This is a genomic window from Wolbachia endosymbiont of Nilaparvata lugens (genome assembly GCF_007115045.1).
Classification (GTDB): Bacteria; Pseudomonadota; Alphaproteobacteria; order Rickettsiales; family Anaplasmataceae; genus Wolbachia.
On record NZ_MUIY01000001.1, the window covers coordinates 571190 to 597371 of the forward strand.

Here is a 26182-nt window from a genome sequence, read left to right on the forward strand (position 1 = left end):
TGATAGACTTCAAGAGCTTTGCCTATGAAGTCAGTGTGCTTCTTGAAATGCAATATACTTTTATTACTTTAATTATGAAAATCCGTTAAGCCTTCTTGCCAATTACTACAATATTTTCACTTGGAAAAAAGTAGTCAGGTATAGCCATGTTCTTTGGTGCAGGACCGCCAATTACTCGGCCTGATGTGTCATAATATGAACCGTGACAAGGGCAGAACCAACCGTTGCCGTCTTTTGTAGCGTGATCAACTGGTACACATCCAAGATGGGTGCATATTCCAATCATAATTAACCATTCATCTTTTCCTTTGTATACTCTTTTTTCATCTGATTCAGGATCTCTCAAATTTTCTGCATTTATGGCTCTTGCAGCCTCAATCTCTTGTTTTGTGCGCTTGCGGATAAATACTGGCTTACCTTGCCATTTTACCTTTTTTCCTTGTCCTTCTTGAATATCAGATAGATTAACCTCAACCGTAGACATCGCTAAAACCTCAGCAGAAGGATTCATAGACTTAACCAATGGCCAAAGACCGCTTGCAGCTCCTATACCTGCCATGGCACACGTAGTTAATGTGATAAAATCTCTTCTACTCTTATTTTTGGCAAAATCTTTAACAAGAGATGTTTTTTTATTCTTCTCATTCGTCAATGATTTTTTATTTTTAGTTAACTTCTTATCCATCAATCTCTACTTGAACATAGACATATATTTTAATTTAAATATTATAGATTAATCAATAGAAATTTGCACTATTTGCTTAACCTTTGCTATACAGTTAAGAAGAAACAGAGTTTTCAATTTCGGAAATACTATCTTCAGTGGAATCGGGATCCTCAATTTTCGCTACTGACACCACCTTTTCTCTACTCTCTGTTTTAAACAGAGTGACTCCTTGAGTGCTACGTCCTGCAATTCTGATATCATTTACTGAAATACGAATTAACTTTCCTTTATCTGTAATAAGCATGATATTATCACCCTGCTCAACTGGAAAACTAGCAACAACATTACCGTTTCTGTTGGTAGTAAGAATATTGGTGATACCAACACCACCCCTGTTAGTTATTCTATACTCATACGCAGAAGTTCTTTTACCAAAGCCATTTTCGGTAATAGTTAATATAAACTCCTCATTCACTGCAAGTTTTAAGAATAATTCGTTATCTATTCCTAAATCATTCAAAGTCTTTTCCAATTTAGAATCAAAGGAGTTATTAATTGCAGTCCCCAGTCTTTTTGCAAGTGGAACTTTTAAGTAAAGTTCTTTTGTTTCTGTTGCTACACCTATCCCATTTAATATGGTCATAGATATCACGCTGTCATTCTTTGCAAGTTTGATACCTCTTACGCCATCTGAATTGCGACTTTTAAATTGACGCACATCACTTACAACAAATCTGATACTTTTGCCGAATCTTGTTGAAAGAAAAACATGATCAATTTCATTGCATACTTTAACTGATATTAACTTATCTCCTTCATCGAGCTTGATTGCTATTTTTCCATTGCTTGGAATATAGTGAAAATCCGCTAAAGAGTTGCGCCTTATGTTCCCATGAGCAGTAGCAAAAACTATGTTTTGATTTTCGTCATTTTCACTTGGTAATGGCATTATATTAGTTATAGTTTCACCATCGCTAAGCGGGAATATATTAACAAGTGCTCTTCCACGTGCAGTTGGCTCTGCAAGAGGTAACTTATAAACTTTTAATCTATAAACTCGGCCAATATTAGAAAAGAATAAAAGGCTAGTGTGGGTATTCCCAACAAATAATTTTGTGGTTACATCCTCTTCTTTTAATCCTTGTCCTAGCTTTCCTTTTCCACCACGACGCTGAGTTCTATAATGAGAAAGCTTCACACGCTTGATATAACCATTCATAGTTACGGTTATCACCATATCCTCTTGTGGAATTAGATCTTCAGCTTCAATGTCCGTATCTGATTCCTCTATTGAAGTTTTTCGCGGCACAGCAAATCTGTTCTTTATTTCTTGTAGATTGTTTTTTATTTCTTTCATCAACTTCTCTCCTGAGCCAAGAAAAGCGATATATTCTTTTATCAGGTTGATCATTGAACTTAGCTCAGCTTCTAATTTGTCTTTTTCAAGGCCTGTTAAACGTTGCAATTTCATGTCAAGAATAGCTTTCGCTTGCAGCTCAGTTAATCTATACACTCCGTCTTTCAAAAAGCTCATGCTATCTGAGATTAATCCAATAATTGTGTTTATCTCAGCTGAAGTTTTCCATTCTTTATTTAAAAGTTCTCTACTTGCTTCCACAGGATCTTTTGCACCACGGATGATTTTTATCACTTCATCTATGCTGAGGACCGCAATGTAGAGCCCTATGTATATATGAGCTTTTTCCCTCGTTTTTCTTAGACGAAATTCTGTTCTCCTGATTAATACTTCTTTTCTAAAATCAACAAAAGCAGCTATGATTTCTTTTAATGACATCAAAGCAGGCCTGTTATTGTTGAGGACTAGAGTGTTAACACTAAAACTACTTCTTAGAGGAGTTAGTCCTAATATTTGATTAAGTATAAAACTTGCTTCAGCATTTCTTCTGAGGTCAATTACTACCCTAATACCAGACTTATCAGACTCATCCCTAATTTCTGTTATGCCATCAATTCTTTTTTCTTTTACAAGCTCACCTATCTTCTCAATTAATTTTACTTTATTTACCTGGTAAGGTATTTCATCAATCACTATTGCTTGCCTATCTTGTGGCAGGTCTTCTATGTGAGTCTTGCCTTGCACAACAATTGAGCCACGACCAGTTGCAAATGCTGATCTTATTCCAGACCTTCCAAGAATCGTTCCTCCAGTTGGGAAATCCGGTCCTGGCATCACTTCAAGTAACTCATCCAAAGTAACTTCAGGATTATCTATATATAACATACAAGCATCTATTATTTCTCCAAGGTTGTGAGAAGGAATATTGGTTGCCATACCAACTGCAACACCGCTTGCACCATTTACCAATAGATTCGGAAATTCTGCAGGCAGTACAACAGGCTCTGTTTCATTTCCATCATAGTTTGGCCTAAAATCAACTGTATCTTCGTCAATATCATTTAGTAAAAAATGCGACACTCTGTGGAGCCTTGCTTCTGTATATCGCATTGAAGCTGGCGGATCTCCATCTATCGAACCAAAGTTACCTTGCCCATCAATAAGTGGTAAAAGAAGAGAAAAATCTTGAGCCATCCTGACCAAGGAGTCATAGATAGCCATGTCACCATGTGGGTGATATTTTCCCATTACATCCCCGACTATACGAGCTGCTTTTTTATACGGTTTACCGGCATCGAACCCAGCCCTCGACATTGCGTATAATATGCGCCTATGAACAGGTTTAAATCCATCTCGCACATCAGGTATAGCTCGACTTATGATCACACTCATTGCGTAGGAGAGATAAGAATCCTCTAGCTCTTTCACTATTGAAACTGGTACTATGTTGTCTTGCATTTTCTATACTTTGATTGAAATAATTGTAATATTAATATTCAACTAGGCTAATGGGCAATGACAGACTTGAACTGCCGACCTCCTCGGTGTAAACGAGATGCTCTACCAGCTGAGCTAATTGCCCCTCTAGATATAATTCTATAGTTCAATGTTGTTGTTGTAAACAAAAATAGCGATACAAGCAACTCTTATGGAATCGCTGGGTGCGCACTATGGAGTTGTATAAATTTTAGCCTTGCTGCTACCTTGTATAAAGGTATTCTTTCACTTGCATTTTTTGACATGTTCAACAACTTTGAATAACATGCTGTGGCATTTTTAAAATCTGAGAGCTTATCTAGAATAACAGCTAAATTATAGGTATAAAAAATATTGTTTTGATCTAAAGAAATTGCTGCTTTCATATATTCTTTAGCTTTTACGTAATCCCCTTTTTTCATATAGATCAAACCTAAATTTGCTGATAAAGGGGCGCTATTTCTGAGTATATCATACAATTTCAACATTTCACTCAATGCTAAATTAGGATCATATTGTGAGATTATCGTCAGAAAATTCTTTAATACATAAGGGTTGCTAGAATATTCTTTTAACAATCTTGTGTAAATCTCTACAGCTTTTTTAAATTCTTTGTTAGCGTAATAGATATTCCCTAGTCCAATTAAAGCACTTTCATGATAAGGAAATTTTGCGATAATCTGATTGAGGAGAGAAGTAGCTGTTTCACTATCTCCTAACTCAAAGGAATCTTTTGCTTTTTTTAAAATAGAGTATATGTCAAAATTCTTGCCAGAATTCTGCGAAATTTTGATATTAAATTTGTCACTTTTTCTCTCGATAACATCAAGATCTTTATATTGTTTATCAGCTTTTATATGCTTGACAACACTATCAAAGACCTTCTGTATCTCCAAATTTTCACTAGCATAGGTAACAGAAGACCTCCATAAAATCACAACGCAAATTAACATGCAGACAAACATAGATCCTAGTATTGTGGCATTGGCTGCAGCGCGTAACCAGTAAATCTTATTTCTTTGAACTATACGTAACACATTACAAATTCATAAATGCTAAATTACTTATCTAATATAATAATAAAGATATTATTAATTGGCAGATACTATTTAGAATGAGTTAAAAGAGCACTTCTACACATTCCATATGGTTGCCAATTACACCCCTCACATGCGTAGTCGAATTTCTCTAAAGACATTTTCTTTCTAATTCTTTTTACTGCTTCACTCCAGGTCAAAATTTTGCCAATTTTTATTCCTAAAATTTCCATATGCCTTCTATCTAGCTCTAAAACTTTAGCTTGTGTGGTGCACTCACCTTGTTTTGTCTGATTTGGACAAGCACTACAGATACTATCAAGATTGCCGACTACTTCGATTTGAGTGTTGGGATCGCTAACCACTTCACTTGCTATCTTTTTATAATTTTCTACAAAACCCTGAGAATACCCATACCCTTGAAATGCAAGGGTGCACATAAAATGATGAGGACGAAACCTTATCACTTTTTCAAATACTGCAAAGCTGCTACAAGTAGAAAAATTTTTACCAAACCAGGAAGGATGAATGGTAAAACACCTACCATTATTGCTTGTTTCAGACCCACGTAAATAGTAAGCCAACTAATACCACAAATAAAGATTACGACTGTACCCGCCAGACAACTTAAAGAATTACACATAAATAATTTATATTTAGAGTTCAGTAATTCATTTACTCTGCTCATTACTACAACAGCAACTAAACAGCCAATCAAATATCCACCTGTTGGCCCGAGAAAAATGTAATGACCACCAGAAAAATTCGCAAAAACAGGAAATCCTGCTGCACCAAGTGATAGATATGTAAGCACAGAATAGAATGCTGTTCTGCGGTTAAATTTAAGCCCAATAAGCATTAATCCTAAAGTTTGCAATGTGATAGGCACAGGCTGCAATGGTATGCTTATTTGAGCCATCAAGAATAAAAGTAAAACGCAAGACAATATTTCAGCCAGTGTTGACCTACTGCTTGATTGTGTTATAAACATATCTTCCCAATAAAAATAACTTACTAAATGTAATATATGTGTATAAGAGGTTTTGCAATTTAAATTTTACTTATATTGCGCTACAATGAATTATTTATGCACTATTTAAAAATGATGAGTAAACAAGATCTATTATCGTTGATGAAAGCAAGACACAGCGGACGTTCATACGATAATACAAGAGCAATATCTCAGAAAGAAATGGATATTTTAATAGAAGCTGTAAGGCTAACACCCTCGTGTTTTGGTGATGAACCTTGGCGATATGTGATATGCAACAAACAGAACAATCAAAGCGCATGGAAAAAATTGCTCGATTGCCTTGATGAATCTAATCAAAAGTGGGCAAAAGATGCACAAATACTAATTATATCTCTAAGCGCTAAGAACTTCCGTAAACAAGGTAAAGGAGAAAATTTTTGGGCTAAGCATGATACTGGTGCAGCAAATTATGCACTTATGCTGCAGGCTGCAGATATGAACTTAATGGCTCATCAAATGGGTGGATTTGATAGAGATAAAATAGTTAAGAGATTCAATATACCTGATGATTTTAATGTAATGTCAGTGATAGCAGTTGGTTACGAAAAAGAGGGTGCTGAAGTCAAAGAAAAACAAAGAAGATCAATAAAAGAAATATTCTTTTATGACGAATGGCCAGCGAGCTGACTTGACCATTCTTCTCTTAATATCTTAAAAACTGGATTATCTGGCAAATAACTTTTTTTCATCCTACCCTCTTCAATTGCTTGCCAATCTTTCCACGGTAATTTCTTACTTCCAAGTTCATAATCCATCCCACATATCTTCTCGAAAGCCATAAACAGCAAAATGCCAATTATATTCATTAAAAATAGAAGTAAGATCTCGAAAATAGTTCTTTAATCCTTTTGAACAGCGATGCCCGCCAAACTCTCCAACAAAGATCTTATAATTTGGTATATTATTATATCTCTCTTGGAAAACTTTGACTGGTTCTATATATGATTTTAACTGATTCTTATCCCAATGCTCCATTTTATTTGTATCAGAAGATTGAATATGCCCAGGGTAGGCAAAGTTACCCTGGTTTAATTTTAAGTTTGTATAAGCAAAGGGCTCATACATGTGAAAAGAATAAAGAATATTAGAATCATCAACTGGTTTGAATTTATCAAAAGTATTAGAGTCAGCATAACTGCTGCTATCAAGTATTATTGGGGTCTCTGAGTCAACTTGGCGGACACTGTTTACCACGCTGCTATAAAAGCCAAATAGATTCTTCTGAACTTTGCTTTGTTCTACGTTATAAATAGCCGAATCTGCAGTATTATAAAGCCTTTCTGGATGTGGTTCATTTAAGATATTATATCCAACAATAGCAGGATGATCTTTAAGCTCTTTCGCAAGATCTTGCCAAAATTTTGCTGCTTGTTTTTGAAAAGCTTGATCTGACCATAAACGTAAATCATCTTTATCGTTATTATTTTGCTTCCATCTAGATCCAGGTAAACTAAGCATCGTTAATACTACTGGTATTTTTTGTTGATGAAAAGCATCTAAAACATCTTTCAGAACTTTCAGGTCTTTGGAAATCAGGCCCGGATAATTGTCTGCATTTCCTAAGAGGAAGTCACGTTGCGTAGTTTCAAATTTGTCAGGAGCAAGACGAATAAAACCAATTTTGTATTCCTTTGCTGCTTTGATTAAGTCACTATCAACTTTTCTATTGAAAAAATTTGCTCCCTTTCTAACTCCAGTTTGCCAAAAGAGCATTTTGCCGTTCTCCGGTATTGACTTAGCACTCACATTACAGAAAACTATAGAATACAAAACAGCTGTAATTAGAAGAAAGATTTTCACTTATATAATTTTGCTATAATGGTAAGTAACCTAACAGACAAGATCCCGTTTGTAAAGATGCACGGTACTGGCAATAGTTTTGTTATCATAGACTCACGTTCAGCAAATAATTTAGACTGGAATTATAGACAAATTGCTGATCAAGGCAGTTGTGATCAAGTGATAATTATAACAATGTCTAATGCTGCAAACTGCTTTATGCATATCTACAATGCTGACGGTAGTCGAGCTGAAATGTGTGGAAACGCAGCACGCTGTGTTGGATATTTGATAATGTTAGAAAAAGGTACTGAATATATCACTATTGAGCTGCTAAATAATCGTATCTTAGAATGTTTTAAAGTAGGTGATAAATCAATAAAGGTCAATATGGGTAAACCACTGCTTAAATGGAATGAAATTCCTCTTTCTTGTGAATGCGATCCCCTTTATCTACCTATAGAGCTTGAAATACTGAAAGAGCCAGTTGCAGTAAATATTGGTAACCCTCATATAGTTTTTTTTGTTGATAACATAAGCGAAATACCATTGCAGAATTTAGGACCAAAGCTAGAAAATCACGAATTATTTCCTCAGAAAACAAATGTTAGTATTGCACAAATAGAAAAATCTGGAGAAATAAACTTAAGAGTTTGGGAAAGAGGAACAGGTATTACTGCTTCATGTGGTAGTGCGGCTTGTGCAGCATTTGTTGCATCTATACTTCGTAAGTGTTTGGCTACTAAACAAACTTCAGTGCATTTACCAGGAGGTCAGTTACTGATTGAGTGGCCAGGAAATATATTTATGACTGGCGATATAGGGTTCTTATGACTTAGGCCAGGCATTGACTCATTACTTCTAACACCTTTTTGCCAATCACTGCAGGGGTTTCTGCAATTGCAATTCCAGCACTCCGCATAACTTCTAATTTTGCACCAGCACTTCCGCCACTAGAAGAGATAATAGCCCCAGCATGCCCCATACGTCTTCCTGGAGGTGCTGTTTGGCCTGCCACAAATCCAATGATTGGTTTTTTAGTTTTTTCCGCCTTTATAAAATGTGATACATCCTCTTCTTCATTTCCACCTATTTCACCAATAACTACAATACCATGAGTATCGTCATCTTTTAAAAATAACTCCATACAGTCAACAAACGTCATGCCATGAACAGGATCGCCTCCAATTCCTATACATGTTGATTGACCGAAACCAACAGCTGTTGTTTGTGCTACCGCTTCATAAGTTAAAGTTCCAGAGCGAGACATAATTCCTATATGTCCACGTTTGTGAATATGTCCTGGCATAATTCCTATTTTGCATTCTTCGGGTGTAATAATTCCTGGACAGTTTGGCCCAATCAATCGGCTTTTTGAGCCAGTAAGTGCATGCTTCACTTTTGCCATGTCAAGTATAGGAATGCCCTCTGTGATGCAAACTATTAATTCTATCTCTGCATCTATTGCCTCAAGTATTGCATCAGCTGCAAATTTAGCAGGTACATATATTACCGTAGCATTCGCATCAGTTTTTTCTCTAGCTTCTGCTACAGTATTAAAAACTGGTAAATTAAGGTGAGTGCTATCACCCTTTCCAGGAGTTACACCGCTAACCATTTTCGTCCCGTAGTCAATAGCTTGTTCTGAATGGAACGTACCTTGTGCACCAGTAAAACCCTGGCATATTAATCTTGTATCTTTATTTACTAAAACAGACATACTCTACTTCACCTCTTGTACTATTTTCTGTGCAGCCTCGTCAAGTTCGTCTGCAGCAATAATATTTAGCCCTGACTCTTCTAAAATTCTTTTTCCTTCTTTAAAGTTAGTGCCTGATAATCTAACCACTAAAGGGACCTTAATATCTATTTCTTTTGCAGCTTCAACTATTCCATTTGCAATGATATCACAACGCATTATACCGCCAAATATATTAACCAAAATTCCTCGTACATTACTATCAGATAATATAATTTTAAATGCTTCAGTGACAGTTTCCTTACTTGCTCCACCACCAACATCTAGAAAGTTAGCAGGCTCTGCTCCATAGTACTTTATTATATCCATTGTTGCCATAGCAAGACCTGCACCGTTCACCATGCAACCAATATTGCCATCCATTTTGATGTAACTAAGTCCATGTTTTGAAGCTTCTATCTCGTCTTTAACTTCTTCATCATAATCACGAAGCTGCACGATTTCTGGATGACGATATAAAGCGTTGTCATCAAAATTAATTTTAGCATCAAGTGCAACAAAATCCCCGGAATTTGTTTCAACTAGTGGGTTAATTTCTATTTGGCTTGCATCAGTTGTAATAAACGCATCATATATATTTTTTGCAATATTTGTTATTCTTTCTATTTGTTCTGAATTCAAATTAAAATTATTGGCAAGTTTACTGCTATCAAGATTTGTAAAACCAGTAGCAGGGTCAATATCAAATTTCACAATTTTTGTAGGAGAATTTTTTGCCACTTCTTCGATATCCATTCCACCTTCTGAAGAAAATATAAATACTAGCCTACTAAGCTTTGGATCGACTACTAGACTCAAATAGTACTCTTTTTTAATGCTTGAACCTTCTTCAATGTATACTTTCTTTACCTGCTGTCCGCTTGACCCTGTTTGATGAGTAACTAAAGTTATGCCAAGCATGTCCTTTACAAGTTGTTGAGCTTCTTTAGTTGACTTTGCCAGCTTTACGCCACCAGCCTTACCCCTACCACCTGCATGAATCTGAGCTTTAACCACAAACACGTCAGATTTTAGTTGATTTATTTGAGTTGCTACTTCTTCTGCAGATGTAGCAACAAAACCCTTTGGTACCGGAACATTAAACTTGTGTAAAATTTCCTTTGCTTGATATTCGTGAATATTCATAAGATAACTAATTATTAACCTTAGTAAAAACTACCAACCATAACGCTGTCTTCTGCATTCTTGCTGATATCTCTTTTTCCTTGCTTCAGCTTTTTTTTTAGCTGTTTTCTCTGATTTCTTTTCGTGATATTTTTTTTTCATTTTGAGCCCTCTTCCTTCCTTTTGAATTATTTTTTTCAACACTGGAAAAGCTCTATCTACATCACCATAATGGACTGATACTTCAATCAAACTCTATACCTCCTTCGGTAATCACTTCAAAATCCATTTATAAATTAGAAAATTAACATTGTCAATTATTTTATAAACTTGAGCGATAGAATATGATATGCAGTGATTTATATGAAAAAAGCTTCATTCTGCTGTCAATCATTTACTTGCTGATAAAAATTGCTCTTAGGTTACAGTGCTCTTGTAATTTTTCTAATCTCGGGGCGGAGAGATTTGAACTCCCGACCCTTTGGTCCCAAACCAAATGCGCTACCAGGCTGCGCTACGCCCCGACTTCTTTACTAAGAGTATCGATAGTTCGGAAAAATGCAAGTTTCATTTATTTCTTTTAGGAAAAATATAATGCAGATTTCTTTATATAGAGTGTCAAGTTGCACTAGCCATATTAAAAAATCTAGCTATACCAATTGGTGAAGGTTAATGCAGCAACTACAGCAGTATCAACTCTCAAAATTCTTTTTCCTAGACTCAGTTTCTGACAAAATTTATTGGCAGAATCAAGTTCGCAAGATGAAAAACCACCTTCGGGGCCCACAATAATAGCAACGTTTTTCTTGCCTTTTAGAACTTTGTTAGGAGGTTTTCCTTCACCTGTTTCATCACACAAAACAAAATTTTTATTCTGAGAATCGGGTAATTCATAAAAATCAATGGGAAGCAAAATCTCTGGTATACTTATCCTACCAGATTGTTCCGCAGCTTCAATTGCCTGTAATTTCGCTCTACTTAGGTTAATGTTTTTTACTACTGTACGTTCTGTTGAAATAAATTGAATGCAGGTTACTCCCATTTCAGTTGCTTGTCTTACTATGTTGCTTAAGGCGCCGCTTTTTACCAGAGCACAATACAAATATAGATTTTTTTCATGTTGTTGTTGTTTAGTGCGTTCTTTTATTATAATTTTTGTCGATTTACTTGATATATTCACTACTCCTCCTAACCATTCTCCATCCTTTCCATTAAAAAGATAGATGTTATCATGCTTCTTAAGCCGCATTACATTGTAAATATAGTGACTTTGTCGTGGATGAAGCGCCAAACTTACATTTTGTGATAAAGCTTCTTCAACATAAAGCCTAATTTTTTTCATTCAAAACTTTAGTTATTTGCATTCTGTTTGAGTGACTCTTACGGGATTTGAACCCGTGTTACCACCGTGAAAGGGTGGTGTCCTAACCACTAGACGAAAGAGTCGACTTGAATCTAACTGAGTTATATCGATTATACATATAAAGTCAATTCAATTATTTTGAATCACACAGTTAGAGTGATATATCAGTGATTTTATATCGACAGCCTCCTATTACCCCATGTTCAATGCTTACTGAACCTATCTCAGATTTAGGAGCTTTAGATCCTAATTCTAATTTTTGTTCAACTTTTGTATCTGAATCATAGCCAGAATCGTATCCAGAATCTCTACGCTCAAAATTTTGCCTTATTTCTTTTACGTTAAAGCCAGCCTTGGTCTTGATTTGCTGACTCGCTGGCTTATTAGCACTTTGCTCATTTAGTTTTACTTGCAAATTATTCACTTTATCCTGCGCTAATCCATGATAAGTCCCAGAATTATCTTTTATATGTTTTGCTTGTCTTTCTGATCTCTTTTTCGATAAATCTACCTTAGCATAAATAGGCTCTGGTTGCTCTTTATGATTTAAGCTAGTGGGCTTTTTTTGCTCTGAGAAATCATCTACATCTTCATAAATAGGTTCTCCTGATATACTAGAACAACCACTATCTTTCAATGATAAATTTTCAGTAGATCTTTTATGCAAATCATATACTTCAGCATAAATGGATTCTTCCGATACGCTCAACTCTTCTAATGAGTTACTAACCTTAGCGTCATATACCTCATCATAAATGGGCTCTTTTAAAAGTAAAATATCATCGTGCTCAAAAATTCTAGGAGGTTTTTTAGGTGAGTTGGCCTTAAATTTTAGCTCTACTTCCTCTTTAAGCTTGTCACAACTTTCCGTTTGTTTCAAAATCTCCAATATTTCTTTTCTTTCTTTTTTTATTAGCTCACCAAGCACTAAACAACATTTTTCTTTACGATCTTTGAGACTGTCCTTATCTCCGTACTGCATAGCTTCTGATGCTCTTTTGTATTGAAGGATTACATTTCCTATACTATTATTTATTTCATTAATATTTGCTCCAGCACTAATAAGTAACGTCATTACATTATGATCAAGATTTGTTACTGCATACTCTAAAGCTCGATTTAAAGTTTGATCATTATTCAAGTCAAATGACCCCTTGTTCCTAAAAGGATTAATTCTAGAAAAGAGTTTTTCAAAGCTGTTTACTATATTATGAAGACTTAAAGCTAGCCTCACGCCTCTTATATTGCTATTTCTAGCGGATTTAATTAAAAAACTATCTACTATACCCATGATTGTACCCCTCTATATAAAAGCTCACCATTGTGGTACAATTTTAAACTATAATGATTTATTTTATATTAATAACCGCTTTTCACACCCACTTAACAAGAGGCGGCATCGACATCATAATTGCATCGGGGTTACCATTAGTCATTAAACCAAACCTTGTACCACGATCATAAAGAAGATTGAACTCCACATATCTGCCACGTTTTATCAATTGTTCTTCTCGTTGTTCTTTTGTCCAAGATTTCTGCATATGTTTGTGTATGATGTGTAAGTAAATTTCTAAAAAGGCTTCACCTACTGCTTTTGTGAACTCAAAATCATTTTTCCAGTTGCCAGAAGTTAGATTGTCATAAAAAATTCCACCAATACCACGTGGCTCTTTTCTATGTTGTAAAAAAAAGTAATCATCACATTGCTTTTTAAATTTCGGATAATATTCGATGTTGAACTCATCGCAAGTTGCTTTAATTGATTCGTGAATATACTTGCAATCTCCCTCATCTTTATAAATTGGAGTAAAGTCCATTCCTCCACCAAACCATTGTTTTGAGGTATATATCAGCCTTGTGTTCATATGTGCTGCAGGGATAAGGGGAGATTGCATGTGAGACACTAAAGATATACCGCTTGCCCAAAACTCTCCATTGCTTTCACTTGCACCAGGAATTTCATTAATGGCTGAGTCTGCGAGCTTTCCGTATACCCTTGAAACGTTTACTCCAACTTTTTCAAAAATATTACCAAAGATAATTATAGATTCACCACTTCCTCCACCTGGTCGGTTCCACTTTCTTTTTTCGATTTTTGGTTTTGTGAATGACTGTACCTCAATTGATAAGAAAGATTCGGTGATCTTGTTTCTCAGTGCGCAGAACCATTCAAATGCTTGTGTCTTTTGTTTTTCCATAATGCCTTCTGTTGGCTTATTAATATTATTGTACTCTATATTTACAGGACTTAATTAGATTGGGATAGTAACTACCCATCAAGGATGTTAATAAATCTATAATAATTAAATCAATATAGTAGAATATTTTTATATGTGCAAGGATGCCAAGCAATAATAATGAGTAAAAGATACATAGATAACAAAAAAGAGAACAGAGTTGACTTCATACTAAGAAATTATGGGATGTCAATTATTGTGATGGCAGTCATTATGTTCTTACCTCCAATAGCAATATCAGTACTCTATTTTTCTAATGTATATAGTCAGCATGTTAATATAGAGATTAATTTATTAATTAGCACTCTAATGACTCTCTTTGTGGTATATAATATAAAACGTTACAAGCATCTACTTAATATCATAGAGTTTCAAAATGCAATATTTGCAAATGCGCTGAATCATAATACAGAGTTTTGTCTCATTTTACATAAAGATGAGGGTATTATTTATGCTGATGCGAGGTTCTACGAAAGGTTTAAAGATCACATAAACGATGATGTTACGCTAGATAAAATTCTTGAAGCAGGAGATGTTTCAGAAAAAGACAGAAAATCACTCTATCATGCGTTAAGAAATAACACTTCTGTAAAAGTATGCATTTCCTTAAGCAAGAAGAGTAGAATATCTAACTTTCTTTTGCTCTCTGAACCAATACCGGATAATCCACAAATTGCTATAAATAGTAATAAGACTTTAAATTTATCATTAGCCCCAATAGCAAGACCGAATGGATATTTTGTACTGAAGGCAACACAGGTAAACAAAGAGCAGGTATATGAAGAGTTGATAGAGAAACACAATATAGCAACTTACGTTGCAAATACAAAAGGAGGTATCTTATCTGTAAATAAAAGATTTTTAGACATGTTTGAACTAAAAAAATTGGAAAAAGGTAGCTCAATCAATGATTTTATATCTCAATCGAAGTATGACGATACAATAACCAAAAATGAAATTATGTTTTTTACTATAAGCGGTGCTCCATTTAAGGCTTATATGAGTACTGCTACATTTTGTGATAAATATAATCATAGCTATATACACGGCTTTATAACACCAACTGAATCAAATATTGTTGATTATCAACTACACCCTTGTTTTACAAATTCGTCAATTGCTATTGCACAATGCGACATAAATGGCAATTTTATAAAGAAAAATATAGCATTAGTAAAACTTGCGGGGTCAAATAATGGTTCTATCTTTGCATTGATATCAGATGGTTATCATATGAAAGTGCGTGAATATTTTTCAAGTAATAGGATAAATAATGCGTCCTTTGATGTGCAGCTCAATGGCGGTAATAACATGAAAATATATTTTAATAAGTTTCTTCATAATAAAGTGATGTTCATACTTTGTTATTTTATTGATAATACTGAACGTAAAAAACTAGAGATAAAACTTGAGCATTATCAAAAGGTGCAAGCTATAGGGCAGTTAGCAGGTGGTATTGCACATGATTTCAATAATATATTAACCGGAATAATAGGATTTTGTGATTTGCTTTTACTCCAGCACTCAGCTAGCGATCCATCTTTTGGAGATATAATACAGATACAGCAAAATGCAAAACGTGGGTCAAATTTGGTAAGACAACTGCTTGCTTTTTCAAGAAGACAGACTTTGCAGCCAAAGATTATGAATGTAAATGGTACGATAGCTAATCTTTATGAAATGATCAAAAGATTAATAGGTGAAAATATAAAATTTAATATTTATTATGGTAGCGATTTGGGTGCTGTTAGGGCTGACCAAGGACAATTAGAGCAAGTGATGCTTAACTTAGCAGTTAATGCTGGTGCTGCTATGGAAAAGGGGGGAGAGTTAACTATACGAACCTTTAATCAAAAGGTTGATTCATTAAATTCTACACCTCAAGATATGTTTTCTCCAGATAAGGAAACGATTGAACATGGGAATTATGTTGTGATTGAAGTGATTGATACTGGATGTGGAATGACGAGTGATATAATTGAAAAGGCATTTGATCCATTTTTTTCTACCAAAGATATTACTTCTGGTACAGGTCTTGGCCTCTCTACTGTATATGGCATTATTAAACAAACCGAAGGATACATCTATGTTGCTAGCAAAGTGAATCATGGAACTAAATTTAGCATATTTTTGCCCATAGTTTACATATCGGATGAAAATGATAAAGAGGAAGATAGTCAAGAAATAGAGAAACCGGTAGAGATTAAAGGTAATGGTATAATTTTATTAATTGAAGATGAAGATTCAGTAAGGGAATTTACTGCTAAGGCTCTTACAAGAAAAGGATTTAATGTAATAGAAGCGAGTATAGGCAGCGAGGCACTAGAGATCATTAGAAAAAAAAATCAACACATAGATCTAATAATCACTGATGTAATCATGCCAGAGGTGAGTGGTCCAGAAATAGTTAAAGAAACATTGATACATAGGCCAAACATCAAAGTTATTTTTATTTCTGGTTATGCAGAGGATGCTTTTTTAAAGAGCGATGAAATCAATATAGAAGACTTCCATTTTTTACCCAAACCATTTACTCTGAATGAGTTAGGAAATAAGGTTCAAAGTGTGTTACACAATACAAAAAAAGGCAGTTTACTTTGAGCATGATTGGCAACAAAAAAATTTTTCTAATGCAAAAATTTCTTGCATATATACAATAGAGTTATTTTATACATAAGATAAAAGGCGTGAGCAAGATCATTGCAATAGTAAATCAAAAGGGTGGAGTTGGTAAAACCACAACTAGTATAAATTTATCGACAGCCTTTGCTGCTGTAGGAAAAATTACTTTATTGGTAGATCTTGATCCCCAAGGGAATGCTAGTACAGGGCTCGGGGTTTCTTATCGTAGTAGAGAAGAAAAAAATATATACAAAATACTGCTGAGCAACGAAAGTGAATTGGTAGAGTCGGCAATTTTTCATATAAAGGAAATTCCAAATTTATCGTTAATTTCATCAGTGGTTGACTTATCAGCTGCAGAAATTGAGCTATCACAACTTGAGCAGGGAAAATTCGTACTAAAAGACACTCTAGAGAAAGTGCGTGATAATTATGAGTACATAATCATCGACTGCCCTCCATCACTTGGTCTACTTACTATCAATGCTTTGACCGCTGCTAACTCTATTATTGTTCCTCTTCAGTGTGAATTTTTCGCTCTGGAAGGATTGAGCCATTTAGTTAAGACTGTAGAGCTGATAAAAAGAAATAACCTAAACCCTTTCTTGGCAATAGAAGGAATATTGCTCACAATGTATGACAGACGCAACAAACTTAGTGAGCAGATAAAAAATGATATTTGCCAGTATTTAAATGATAAAGTATATAAAACTATCATCCCATTGTATGAGACCATTATTCCACGTAACGTACGGTTATCAGAAGCGCCTTCTCATGGAAAACCCGCTATTGTATATGATTTTAAGTGTCCTGGTGCGCAAGCATATATAAGTTTGGCAAAAGAAATTTTAAAGAAACGCATGAGCATCTGTAAAGAGAAAAAGCTGGTAAGTGAGGGTACGGCGTGAAGGATAATAGGCGCTTAGGTAGAGGTCTTGCCGGCCTCATAGGCGATAATTATGATAATAAGGAAGATCGGTTACCCGTTGCATTACTGCATCCGAGCAAATTTCAGCCGAGAAAATATTTTGATGAAGAGTCATTGAAAGGACTTGCAAGTTCGATAGAGAAAAATGGCATTATACAGCCTATTGTGGTGCGCAAAGATCCAAATGATGACGATTATGAAATAGTAGCAGGGGAACGTCGTTGGCGGGCAAGTAAAATTGCAAATCTTGATAGTGTGCCAGTCATCATAAAAGATTTAAATGACAAGGAATGCTTAGAAGTATCGATAATTGAGAACATACAGAGGCAAGACATTAATCCAATAGAAGAAGGTGAAGCGTATAGGAAACTAATAGATGAATTCTCCTATACACACGAAGAACTAGCTTCAACGTTAGGCAAAAGCCGCAGTCACATAACCAATATGACTCGAATGTTATCACTCCCTGATGGAGTGATAACAATGATCAACGAGAAAAAACTGTCTATGGGCCATGCAAGGGCGTTGATTAATGTTGAAAATGCGGAAAGTCTTGCAGAAAGAATAGTTTCTCAGGGCCTGAGCGTTAGACAAACTGAAAAATTGATAAAAGACTTACAACAAAATAACGATCAAAAAGAGCATAAATATACTAAAAATCAAGATATGGCAGCACTAGAAGGGGCTATATCTTCTCAACTTGGTTTAAAGATCAAAATTAATGACAGTAATTCTAAGGGTAAAGTCATGATACGTTATAACAACTCAAGTGAATTGGATTTTATATTGAAAATTTTGAATAGAAGACTTGAATCAGCTATTAATGTCGAAAGTAGCTCATAGAAATTTCTTGACAAACCTTCCCACTTTCCTTGCAATGGAAGTGAAATGGTGGAGTTTGTCAAGTAAGTTATTTCGTTTCTACCTTCAATAAAAATTTGCACGCAATAGCACAGAAGCATACGTTGCTATTCCCTCATTTCTTCCAATAGAACCTAATTTTTCCGCTGTGGTTGCTTTGATATTTACGAATTCACCATTAATTTCTAATATTTTTGATATGAATTCCTTCATCCCTGCTTTGTAAGGCGATATTTTAGGCTCTTCACAAACTATAGTAATATCTAAATTAGACACGCTATATCCTTTTTCCTGTGCTTTTTTAGCAGCAAAGTCAAGAAAATGAGATGAATTGCAATCCTTCCATTTAGAGGAATTAGGAGGAAAATGTTCTCCTATATCGCCACATCCTAGTGCTCCGAGTATTGCATCAACGATTGCATGTATTGCAACATCACCATCGGAATGTGCCTCTATTGCCATATTATGCTCAATTTCCACACCGCAAATTTTTATAAAACTCTTAGCATCATTTTGAATTTTAACAAATTTATGTATATCATAACCGGTTCCGACACGGAATTTTGGCTCTCCAAAGAGAAGTTTTGCCATATTGATATCCTCTTTTGTAGTTAACTTAAAATTCTTTTTCTCACCTTCAATAATCGCAACATGTTTTTTATGCTCCACCATTAGTGATGAATCATCAGTAAATTCTTTGACTGATTGATGGCACGATAATAATTCTCTGAAATTAAAAATTTGAGGAGTTTGCATGGCTCTAAGTTTTTCTCTTGAAATCGTAGATTCAATGAAATTATTACTCACCAACGATATAGTATCCTCAACTTCTATTGCTGGAACTACTCCTGTATATTGACCATTAATCATAGATTCAATCAAGTTGTTTATTAGAATATTTGATACAAAAGGCCTACAAGCGTCATGTATAATAACAAAATCTGGATTGATCTTTTGCAAACTCTCCAGTCCAAGTTTAACTGAACTCTGCCTGCTTTTTCCTCCACATACTGGACTCAGCAATTTAGTATCTATAGTTGATGACGTAACTTCTTTATAGAAATCTTTTTGACTTTCATTCACTACCACTCTTATGTAACTTATGTACTGATTAGCTAAGAATTTCCTAATTGTGTGAAATAAAACAGACTTACCTGCCAATTTTATATACTGTTTAGGGATTTTGGCATTGCATCTACTGCCTACTCCTGCTGCAACTATTAATGCTGCTATCTTGTATTTCTCAAGTCTGTTAGTGTGCATGCTTACCATTTTCGGTGTTAATACAAGTTATCTAGCATTTTAAAAAAGTTGATCCAATTCTCAAAAAAGAATATTCTTTTACTAGGTATAATATATGCTAGAAGAAAATAATGCACGTTGCTAAGTATAATAAAGAAAATGAGATACATCTTATATTTTTTCATGGGATAGGTGATAATCATAAAAATGCTACCAGATATATACAAGGTGAATTTACATACCCCCACAGATCTAATTTTCACACTCATGCGCATAAATATTCAACTACGTTTCAAAATTATATAACCTACGCAACAGCAAGCTTCATGCTTCTAGGAGTATCCATACTATTACCAATTTTAATATTACTTATTAATCCAATGACGTCTAAGATAGCAAGTTTAGCCATCTTAGCAGCTTTGACTTGCACCTTTTTATCTGTATCACTACTTATGATTCCATTTATAAATAAGAATCAAAGCTTGTCTCAGCCTTCAATAAAAGAAATTAGTAAATTAATTGACAATGGTGTGAAGCCTGAAAACATTATACTTTTCGGCCATTCTTTTGGAGGAGAAGTTGCATCAGAAGTGCTGAAATATTTTGCAGACAAAAACATTAAACTTGGAGGTATTATTTTTACTAGCACTTTTAGCTCTTTTCATAACGCAATAAAGCATTTTCCAATTCCTCAAGCAAAGATTTTAAGTGTACTGCCCTCATGCTTATTGAAAAAAATGCTCAAGGTCCTAAATTTAGATTTCGATATAGCAAACAATATACGAGGATTACAAAATGAGAATATACCAATAGTGATCATTAATCATGAAAGAGACAACTTAATACCATATCCTGCACAATTAGCAAAAGGACTAGAAGATAATCAATCGTTAAATAGAAATTTGACCAAAATCGTTAATTTGAAAAGCTTTGAATATGATCCGCACAACGGAGTGTTATTTAGTTGCGAATTGAATAAAAATTTGCTTGATCTCATACCTAATAAAACAATAAATAGATAGTATTTACAAAAAACTGTATATTTTTTGATAAATTGGCTATTCTAAACACATGCAAAAACGTCATATAACTATTTGTTGCGTACTGCTTTTCATAATAGGAGTGTTGTTTTTGATGCGTCCTATGATTGTCCCGTGTCTAATATCCCTTTTTGTTGCACATTTGTTTAACCCTCTAGTAACCAAGTTTGAAAAATACAGAATACCGCGTTCATGTTCTGTAGTTTTTATAACACTTGCCTTATTGATAGCTTTTATATTAGTTATTACATTTGTTTTACCTATTATATATTTTCAAATTACTTTAATATTAAATTTCTTAGTGAATAAGATACCTTCATTAAAGCTTAAAGTGATTCCTTCTGTGCTAGAATTTCTTAATATAAAAACTGAAGATAATTTATTTGATCACTTGTCTAAAAATCTAGTAGAAAATTACAGTGATTATATATCTTATTTTATAAATGCTCTTAGCATGGGCAGTAATCTTATAATTCAAGTGCTAAATTCAAGCTTTAGTTTGATTTACATGGTATCATTAATAGCTATTACGCTTGTGGTGTTTTTTTATGTATTACGTGATTGGCCTTCAATTGTAGAAAAGGCTAATAAACTAATTCCCATTCTTTACAGAGAAAAAGCTGCAGGTTATTTTTTCAAAGTAGATTTCATTATATCTAATTACCTAAAGGGACAGTTAAACGTATGTATAGTCATGATGATCTTTTACTCCGTGGGCCTTAGCATAATTGGGCTGAAGCATTCTGTAGCTATTGGAATTTTATCAGGAACATTAACATTTATACCCTATATAGGGCCATTATTATACACTATTATCGGATTTTTGAGCGCCATTACTCAATTTAGTGGATGGTTTGAAAGTGCTGCTGTCTTGCTATTATTTAGTGTTGGTCAATTAATAGACTCAAGCATATTAGTGCCTTTATTAATAGGAAAAAAAGTTCATATACATCCAACTATCATTATTTTGGGAGTTGTCATATGTACCTCATATTTTGGGTTTATAGGTATATTATTTTTTATTCCAATAATAGCAATGTTCAGTGTATTAGTAGAATATGCAGTCAATAAATATTTTGAAAGTGAGCTTTATAAAAATGGCTAATTAGTTCACGATAAAAAGAAAAAGGACCTCTGATACATTTGAGAAATGCAAGTAAATTTTTATGCAAAAATTATTATCAAAAAGTAGCAATTTAAGAGGCTTTACGTGCAATTAAATTTATTTAACAATAATCAAGTTGATTATTGTTGGCAAAATTATATCATCTTAGACGAAAACAAGCACGTATATAACTCAATAGCTAACGATTTATCTTGGAAATGCCTGATCCTTTTTGGACCTAACAGCTCTGGAAAAACTCACCTTGCTCATATTTGGCAATCAATAAACAATGCAATTTTTATCAACGTGAATAATTTTGTAAGCGAGATTAGGTATAGCAATGCGTTTATTTTAGAGGATGTACAAAACATTAAAGATGAGGAAATGTTGTTACATTGTTATAATTATATGAAGGAGAATGATAAGAGATTGCTGATCACTTCTTCAATTTCACCAAAAAAGCTTAACTTCAAGCTCAAAGATTTGAGCTCTCGAATATTGTCAACTATCAGCGTAAAAATTTTACCTGCAAGCGAGGAGTTATTAAGAATTATGCTAATAAAACAATTTTCAGATAAACAATTAAAAATTGATCTAAAGGTAATTAATTATATTCTAGCAAGAATAGAACGTTCTTTCCACAGCATTAATAAAATTATAGAAAAAATAGATAGTGAATCCATAGGATCAAATGTAACCATTCCTTTTATTAACACTTTATTAAAAAAAAGTTCCAAGTGATTCCTTCTGCTGCAAGACATTTGTTATATATATTAAAGATTTATTAATACCCATACAATAATGAAGTTGAAATCACTATTTCTTTATGTTAAAATTATAATAAATACTATGATGTAATAAGAATAAACAGACATATCTAAGGGGTATTTTTACGATAGTAAAACTTAATTTACAGGATGTTTTTTATAGATTTAATGTTATAATTAAAATATGGTAAAAGTAAGATCAAATTTAAAAAAAAGGTTAAAACAAAGGTTTGTAGTACTTACTTTATTGATAAATACTTTGTTTATCTCATATTTTCTTATAAAAAACACAAAAAATACTTTCAATCAAATTATAGTCAAAGAAATAAGTATAGGAGCTGATAATGAAAAATAAACAACCACAAAATAAAAAAGAGGATCTTTACATAACGTATTACATAGATACTTTGGTTTCCGAAAAATCCTCTACACAAAATACTTTGGAAAGTTATCGTTCAGATTTACACCAACTTGAAAAATTTTTATTAGAAGGAAGCGCTACCTTAGTTGGTGCAAGTAAAGCTAATATTAAAGATTATGTAAGCTTTTTACGTACACAAAAGAAATATAAAACTAGCTCTATATCAAGAAAAATATCTGCTATCAAAAATTTCTATAAGTGCCTATTTAATGATGGAATAATAGACTTTAATCCAGCACCGGCTAATGATAATGAATTAAGAAATCCAAAAGTTTCCCGTCCTTTGCCTAAGTATTTAAGTGTTCAAGAAATATTTTTGCTCATGGAAACAGTAAAAAAATCAGCAAGCGGATCGAATAAAGAGATAAGCAGTAAAAGGCTATGTGCAATTTTAGATATCCTTTACTCTTCCGGGATGCGTGTTTCTGAATTAATTAATATGAAGTTATGTGAAGTATCACATTTAGTAAACAGTAATGGTAAAGAAGGCTATATAATAATAAAGGGAAAAAGTGGCAGAGAAAGGCAAATCTTTTTTAATGAGCAAGCATTGCAAAGCCTTAAAGATTATTTATCAGTTCGTGACAACCTGCTCCCTAACGACAAAAAATCTGATTGGCTATTCCCAGGTGATAAACCTAATAAACCAATTACAAGGCAAAGAGTTGGTCAATTAATAAAGGAATTAGCAAGAAAGTGCGATGTTGATGAAAATAAAATCTCCCCACATGTGATTAGGCATTCTCTTGCTACCCATCTACTGAATAGCGGAGCGAATATTGTGCTGATACAAAAAATTCTTGGCCATACTAATCTTTCTACAACGCAAATATATACTCATATTGCTAACGAAAAGTTAAAGGACAAATTAGCTGATTCTCATCCTATTACTCAGATGATCAATAATTAAACTTATTGCTTTTAATTTTGTAGTAAAGTTAAATTCAAATAAGTTTACGTATGTTTGTGATTGCAAGTTTATTGTTTAATTTACTCCTTATATTATGGGAAGTATTCTATACTTTTATTACTCTTCCTATAATTTTCTTTCCTGAGTGTGTAATAACCATTTTCCTCGTTTGCTCGGTGAGAGTTGTATTATTCATGTTACGTTTATTATGTGGCATTAAATATGAAGTGAGGGGAATGGAAAACATTCCTGAGCAACCTTTTATAATTGCATCTAAACACCAATCTCCATTTGAAACATTTATTTTTATACTACTATTTAGAAAAGCAGTTTTTATTTTAAAACGTGAATTGAAATGGATTCCATTCATTGGTTTGCATCTCATGGCATTAAAAATGATTTTTATTAACCGCTCAGATGGTATTAGTTCTGTGCGTCATATCATAAAATTAGCAAAAATGCGTATAAAAGAAAATAGAGGCATAATAATATTTCCTGAAGGCACAAGAACGACTATAAACCAAAATATAAAATATCAACCAGGTATCGCTGCTTTATATGGCGTATTATCTGTTCCTGTATTACCGATTGCTTTAAACACTGGTTTGTTTTGGCCAAAAAGCATACTTTCTCTGAGAAAGAATCCCGGAAAGGCGGTAATAGAAATATTACCGCCCATATATCCCGGGTTAAACAAAAATGAATTCTTGCAAAGTTTAGAAAAAATCATTGAAGAGAGAAGTAGTAGATTAATTCCAGAAAAAACTGATATTGCAAGTTAACAAAAAGACTTTATAATTAAAAGAAAAACAGGTATTAATATATGGCAAATCATAAGAGTGCTAAAAAAATGATAAAGGTAATAGCAAAGCGTACTTTAGTGAATAAGATGCGAAAAAGCAAAACTCGTACTGCTATTAGAAGATTAGTTGATATAATCAATTCTGGTGATAAAGAGAATGTTGTCTTGGCATTTCGGAATGCTGAATCCAATTTACATAGATGTGTAAATAAAGGTGTTATTCATAGGAATACTGCTGCGCGTAAAATAAGTCGTTTAAATGCAAAAGTAAAAGCATTGATGACAGCATAATATGGTTAATGTAAGGTTAACCGGATTAATGTATACTCTTCAATTTGTATACCTTGTATAAAATTTAAGTAGCTCAAGTGATGGATAAAAAAGCATTGTTGGAACTAAGTGGTGGGTCAAAAATTGAGCTACCCATATTAAGTGGAACAATAGGTCCTGACGTGTTAAATATCAAGGATTTATATAAAGTAACTGGATTATTTACTTACGATCCAGGATTTGTTTCTACAGCTTCATGTTTTTCTGCAATTACATTCATTGATGGAGATGAAGGAGTTCTTAAATATAGGGGACATGATATAGCTGATTTGGCAGAAAATAATAGTTTTACTGCTGTGATTTATTTATTACTCTATGGTGAACTACCAAGTTCAGAGCAACACAAAAAATTTCTTTTCAAAATACAAGAATTGTCCAAAGTATCAGAGCAAGTTACAAATGTAATCAAAGCATTTCCAAAAACTGCTCACCCTATGTCGATTTTGATTGCATGTTTTGCAAATTTGTCAGCGTCTTACCATGAAATGCATAGCAACAATGTCAATGGTGAGGATTTAGATTTTGGAATTTCTGCAATAGCACAAGTTCCTGCAATTGTTGCAATGACTTATAGGCATATCAACAATCAGGAATTCATAAACGCTAACAATGAATTAAGTTACAGTGAAAATTTCTTAAAGATGATATTTGGCGATGCTGTTGATAATGCCCTTTTTGCAAAAGCTCTGGATAAAATATTTACTCTCCATGCTGATCATGAACAGAATGCTTCTACGGCAGCTGTCAGATTGGTAGGGTCAGCTGGTTCTAATCTATTTGCAAGCCTGTCTGCAGGAGTTGCTACACTTTGGGGTCCAGCACACGGTGGAGCTAATGAGGCAGTTATAAATATGCTAAAAGAGATAGAGCAAAGTGGAGATGTAGATAGATTCATTGAGAAAGCTAAAGATGATAAAGATCCATTTAAGCTAATGGGGTTTGGACATCGTGTTTATAAAAACTATGATCCGCGCGCGCTTATATTAAAGGATGCTTGTCATGAGATTTTAAGCAAACTAGAGCAAAACAATGAATTACTTGAAATTGCAAAAAAACTTGAAGAAGTAGCTTTAAAGGATGAATATTTCATCACGCGTAAATTATATCCAAATGTTGATTTTTACTCAGGTATAATAATAAATGCTATCGGTATCCCTTCAAGTATGTTTACACCCATTTTTGCACTTGCAAGAACCACTGGTTGGGTTGCCCAGTGGTATGAAATGGTAACCGATAAAGAAACCAAGATTTGTAGGCCAAGGCAGCTATACCTTGGCAAATAAACTTTCATTCACAATTTGTCCTCAAATAGTCTAATTTTCTTTAGCTATAAAATACAGCA

The 26182-nt window shown here is 33.8% G+C and carries 26 protein-coding genes and 3 tRNA genes; 12 read left to right on the forward strand and 17 right to left on the reverse strand.

What is annotated here, in order from left to right:
- Positions 1–85: 85 nt before the first annotated feature.
- The 6 genes from petA to BWZ41_RS02945 all read right to left on the reverse strand — a co-directional run bounded on the left by petA (position 86) and on the right by BWZ41_RS02945 (position 5528).
- Positions 86–685, reverse strand: a complete 600-nt coding sequence (gene petA, locus BWZ41_RS02920; protein WP_006014178.1) for a ubiquinol-cytochrome c reductase iron-sulfur subunit — start codon at positions 683–685, stop codon at positions 86–88.
- Positions 686–779: 94 nt separating this feature from the next.
- On the reverse strand, positions 780–3482 hold the full coding sequence (gene gyrA / locus BWZ41_RS02925) for a DNA topoisomerase (ATP-hydrolyzing) subunit A (protein WP_143689352.1): 2703 nt from the start codon (positions 3480–3482) through the stop codon (positions 780–782).
- Between the two features lie 51 nt (positions 3483–3533).
- Positions 3534–3606: transfer RNA gene (locus tag BWZ41_RS02930), tRNA-Val, on the reverse strand.
- Positions 3607–3670: 64 nt separating this feature from the next.
- A complete protein-coding gene (locus tag BWZ41_RS02935; RefSeq protein ID WP_143689353.1) occupies positions 3671–4537 on the reverse strand; it encodes a tetratricopeptide repeat protein in 867 nt (288 codons plus the stop codon).
- Positions 4538–4605: 68 nt separating this feature from the next.
- Positions 4606–5004, reverse strand: coding sequence for a DUF1284 domain-containing protein (locus BWZ41_RS02940; RefSeq protein ID WP_143689354.1), 399 nt, complete (start codon positions 5002–5004; stop codon positions 4606–4608).
- Entirely contained in the window at positions 5001–5528 is a 528-nt protein-coding gene (locus BWZ41_RS02945) for a biotin transporter BioY (RefSeq protein ID WP_143689355.1), read from the reverse strand. Before BWZ41_RS02945 ends, BWZ41_RS02940 begins: the two co-directional genes overlap by 4 nt.
- A 96-nt stretch (positions 5529–5624) precedes the next feature.
- Between BWZ41_RS02945 and BWZ41_RS02950 the strand changes: the two genes are divergently transcribed.
- On the forward strand, positions 5625–6197 hold the full coding sequence (locus BWZ41_RS02950; RefSeq protein WP_143689356.1) for a nitroreductase family protein: 573 nt from the start codon (positions 5625–5627) through the stop codon (positions 6195–6197).
- Here the strand turns inward: BWZ41_RS02950 and BWZ41_RS07855 are convergent.
- Together BWZ41_RS07855 and BWZ41_RS02955 are read right to left on the reverse strand one after the other, a co-directional pair.
- On the reverse strand, positions 6173–6325 hold the full coding sequence (locus BWZ41_RS07855; protein ID WP_241653874.1) for a hypothetical protein: 153 nt from the start codon (positions 6323–6325) through the stop codon (positions 6173–6175). The genes BWZ41_RS02950 and BWZ41_RS07855 overlap by 25 nt on opposite strands.
- Positions 6315–7316: a glycoside hydrolase family 5 protein gene (locus tag BWZ41_RS02955; protein WP_241653875.1), complete on the reverse strand. Its 1002-nt coding sequence runs from the start codon at positions 7314–7316 to the stop codon at positions 6315–6317. The genes BWZ41_RS07855 and BWZ41_RS02955 overlap by 11 nt, the downstream gene beginning before the upstream one ends.
- Before the next feature lie 72 nt (positions 7317–7388).
- Here BWZ41_RS02955 and dapF point away from each other — a divergent pair, with 72 nt between their 5' ends.
- Entirely contained in the window at positions 7389–8183 is a 795-nt protein-coding gene (dapF, locus tag BWZ41_RS02960) for a diaminopimelate epimerase (RefSeq protein WP_143689357.1), read from the forward strand.
- 1 nt (position 8184) lies between these two features.
- Here the strand turns inward: dapF and sucD are convergent, their stop codons facing one another.
- From sucD to hemF, 8 genes are all read right to left on the reverse strand, one after another.
- Positions 8185–9069, reverse strand: coding sequence for a succinate--CoA ligase subunit alpha (gene sucD / locus BWZ41_RS02965; RefSeq protein ID WP_143689358.1), 885 nt, complete (start codon positions 9067–9069; stop codon positions 8185–8187).
- 3 nt (positions 9070–9072) lie between these two features.
- Positions 9073–10233, reverse strand: a complete 1161-nt coding sequence (sucC, locus tag BWZ41_RS02970; RefSeq protein WP_143689359.1) for an ADP-forming succinate--CoA ligase subunit beta — start codon at positions 10231–10233, stop codon at positions 9073–9075.
- Between the two features lie 30 nt (positions 10234–10263).
- Positions 10264–10464, reverse strand: coding sequence for a 30S ribosomal protein S21 (rpsU, locus tag BWZ41_RS02975; RefSeq protein WP_143689360.1), 201 nt, complete (start codon positions 10462–10464; stop codon positions 10264–10266).
- Positions 10465–10662: 198 nt separating this feature from the next.
- Positions 10663–10736 (reverse strand) — tRNA-Pro (locus BWZ41_RS02980).
- Between the two features lie 122 nt (positions 10737–10858).
- Positions 10859–11554: a 16S rRNA (uracil(1498)-N(3))-methyltransferase gene (locus BWZ41_RS02985; RefSeq protein ID WP_143689361.1), complete on the reverse strand. Its 696-nt coding sequence runs from the start codon at positions 11552–11554 to the stop codon at positions 10859–10861.
- Between the two features lie 32 nt (positions 11555–11586).
- Positions 11587–11658 (reverse strand) — tRNA-Glu (locus BWZ41_RS02990).
- Positions 11659–11726: 68 nt separating this feature from the next.
- Positions 11727–12866 (reverse strand): hypothetical protein, encoded by a 1140-nt coding sequence (locus tag BWZ41_RS02995; protein ID WP_177429453.1) that lies wholly within the window; start codon positions 12864–12866, stop codon positions 11727–11729.
- An 82-nt stretch (positions 12867–12948) separates the two neighbouring features.
- On the reverse strand, positions 12949–13773 hold the full coding sequence (gene hemF / locus BWZ41_RS03005; protein ID WP_063630881.1) for an oxygen-dependent coproporphyrinogen oxidase: 825 nt from the start codon (positions 13771–13773) through the stop codon (positions 12949–12951).
- 159 nt (positions 13774–13932) lie between these two features.
- On the opposite strand from hemF, the gene BWZ41_RS03010 reads away from it, so the two are divergent.
- The 3 genes from BWZ41_RS03010 to BWZ41_RS03020 all read left to right on the forward strand — a co-directional run bounded on the left by BWZ41_RS03010 (position 13933) and on the right by BWZ41_RS03020 (position 18205).
- Entirely contained in the window at positions 13933–16413 is a 2481-nt protein-coding gene (locus BWZ41_RS03010) for a response regulator (protein ID WP_143689362.1), read from the forward strand.
- An 86-nt stretch (positions 16414–16499) separates the two neighbouring features.
- Positions 16500–17342, forward strand: coding sequence for a ParA family protein (locus BWZ41_RS03015; protein ID WP_143689363.1), 843 nt, complete (start codon positions 16500–16502; stop codon positions 17340–17342).
- Positions 17339–18205: a ParB/RepB/Spo0J family partition protein gene (locus tag BWZ41_RS03020; RefSeq protein ID WP_143689364.1), complete on the forward strand. Its 867-nt coding sequence runs from the start codon at positions 17339–17341 to the stop codon at positions 18203–18205. The genes BWZ41_RS03015 and BWZ41_RS03020 overlap by 4 nt, the downstream gene beginning before the upstream one ends.
- A gap of 84 nt (positions 18206–18289) precedes the next feature.
- On the opposite strand, the gene ispD is transcribed toward BWZ41_RS03020, so the two are convergent.
- Positions 18290–19495, reverse strand: coding sequence for a 2-C-methyl-D-erythritol 4-phosphate cytidylyltransferase (gene ispD, locus BWZ41_RS03025; protein WP_029237641.1), 1206 nt, complete (start codon positions 19493–19495; stop codon positions 18290–18292).
- 101 nt (positions 19496–19596) lie between these two features.
- Between ispD and BWZ41_RS07860 the strand changes: the two genes are divergently transcribed.
- The 7 genes from BWZ41_RS07860 to BWZ41_RS03060 all read left to right on the forward strand — a co-directional run bounded on the left by BWZ41_RS07860 (position 19597) and on the right by BWZ41_RS03060 (position 26123).
- Positions 19597–20487 carry an alpha/beta hydrolase gene (locus tag BWZ41_RS07860; protein WP_241653876.1) on the forward strand — a complete coding sequence of 297 codons (891 nt, stop codon included), beginning with the start codon at positions 19597–19599 and terminating at the stop codon, positions 20485–20487.
- Between the two features lie 49 nt (positions 20488–20536).
- On the forward strand, positions 20537–21610 hold the full coding sequence (locus tag BWZ41_RS03035; RefSeq protein WP_143689365.1) for an AI-2E family transporter: 1074 nt from the start codon (positions 20537–20539) through the stop codon (positions 21608–21610).
- A 105-nt stretch (positions 21611–21715) separates the two neighbouring features.
- A complete protein-coding gene (locus BWZ41_RS03040) occupies positions 21716–22351 on the forward strand; it encodes a DnaA ATPase domain-containing protein (protein WP_143689366.1) in 636 nt (211 codons plus the stop codon).
- 370 nt (positions 22352–22721) lie between these two features.
- The gene (locus tag BWZ41_RS03045; protein ID WP_143689367.1) at positions 22722–23708 is read left to right on the forward strand and encodes a tyrosine-type recombinase/integrase; all 987 of its coding nucleotides are present in this window, start codon (positions 22722–22724) and stop codon (positions 23706–23708) included.
- A 194-nt stretch (positions 23709–23902) separates the two neighbouring features.
- Positions 23903–24490, forward strand: a complete 588-nt coding sequence (locus tag BWZ41_RS03050) for a lysophospholipid acyltransferase family protein (RefSeq protein ID WP_338323581.1) — start codon at positions 23903–23905, stop codon at positions 24488–24490.
- A 41-nt stretch (positions 24491–24531) separates the two neighbouring features.
- Positions 24532–24801, forward strand: a complete 270-nt coding sequence (rpsT, locus tag BWZ41_RS03055; RefSeq protein ID WP_143689368.1) for a 30S ribosomal protein S20 — start codon at positions 24532–24534, stop codon at positions 24799–24801.
- A gap of 80 nt (positions 24802–24881) precedes the next feature.
- A complete protein-coding gene (locus BWZ41_RS03060; RefSeq protein ID WP_143689369.1) occupies positions 24882–26123 on the forward strand; it encodes a citrate synthase in 1242 nt (413 codons plus the stop codon).
- The last annotated feature ends 59 nt before the right edge of the window (positions 26124–26182 follow it).